At 60.0% G+C, this 835-nt stretch carries 1 pseudogene; it reads left to right on the plus strand.

From position 1 onward, the window contains the following. Positions 1-811: pseudogene (locus ACF8EF_RS07920) on the plus strand (IS66-like element ISPpu15 family transposase); the annotation flags it as partial. Between the last annotated feature and the right edge of the window lie 24 nt (positions 812-835).

The raw sequence follows: 835 nt of genomic DNA on the forward strand, positions 1-835 counted from the left end.
CCATTGCGATGAAACTCGCGTGCAGGTGCTCAAAGAGCCGGATCGTGATCCGACCAGTCAATCCTGGATGTGGGTGCAGGTCAGTGGCCCGCCTGATCGACAAGTCGTGCTGTTCGATTACACCACCAGCCGCGCGCGGGAGGTGCCGCTGCGCCTGCTGGAGGGCTATCGCGGTTACGTGATGACCGATGATTACGCCGGCTACAGCGCGTTGGCGCTACAGCCGGGCGTTGAACGACTGGCGTGCATGGCGCATGTCCGGCGTAAATTCGTCGAAGCGCAGAAGGTGCAGCCTAAGGGCAAGACCGGTCGCGCCGATGTTGCGCTGACGATGATCAACAAACTGTATGGCATCGAACGCGACCTCAAGGATGCCAGCGATGAACAGCGATTCATCGGTCGTCAGGAACGAAGCCTGCCGATCCTTGAGCAGTTGAAAAGTTGGCTCGACAAGACGCACTCACAGGTGACACCGCAAAGCGTACTGGGCAAGGCGGTGCTTTACCTGGCAAACAACTGGAACCGCTTGGAGCGGTATGTCGAGGCGGGCCACCTGCCGATCGACAACAACCTGGCAGAGCGGGCCATAAAGCCGTTTGTGATCGGGCGCAAAGCTTGGCTGTTCAGTGACACGCCCAAGGGAGCCACGGCTAGCGCGCAGATCTACAGCTTGGTCGAAACCGCCAAGGTCAACGGCCAAGAGCCCTATACGTGGCTGCGCCACGTCCTGGAGCGACTGCCGCACGCCTCATCGGTAGCAGACTACGAAGCGCTGCTGCCATGGAACTGTTCGCCAGAGATGCCACGGTAACCTTGGCTTCCACCTTGTGGTAGG

The organism is Pseudomonas sp. zjy_15 (assembly GCF_043101865.1).
In the GTDB taxonomy this organism is placed as follows: domain Bacteria; phylum Pseudomonadota; class Gammaproteobacteria; order Pseudomonadales; family Pseudomonadaceae; genus Aquipseudomonas; species Aquipseudomonas putida_Y.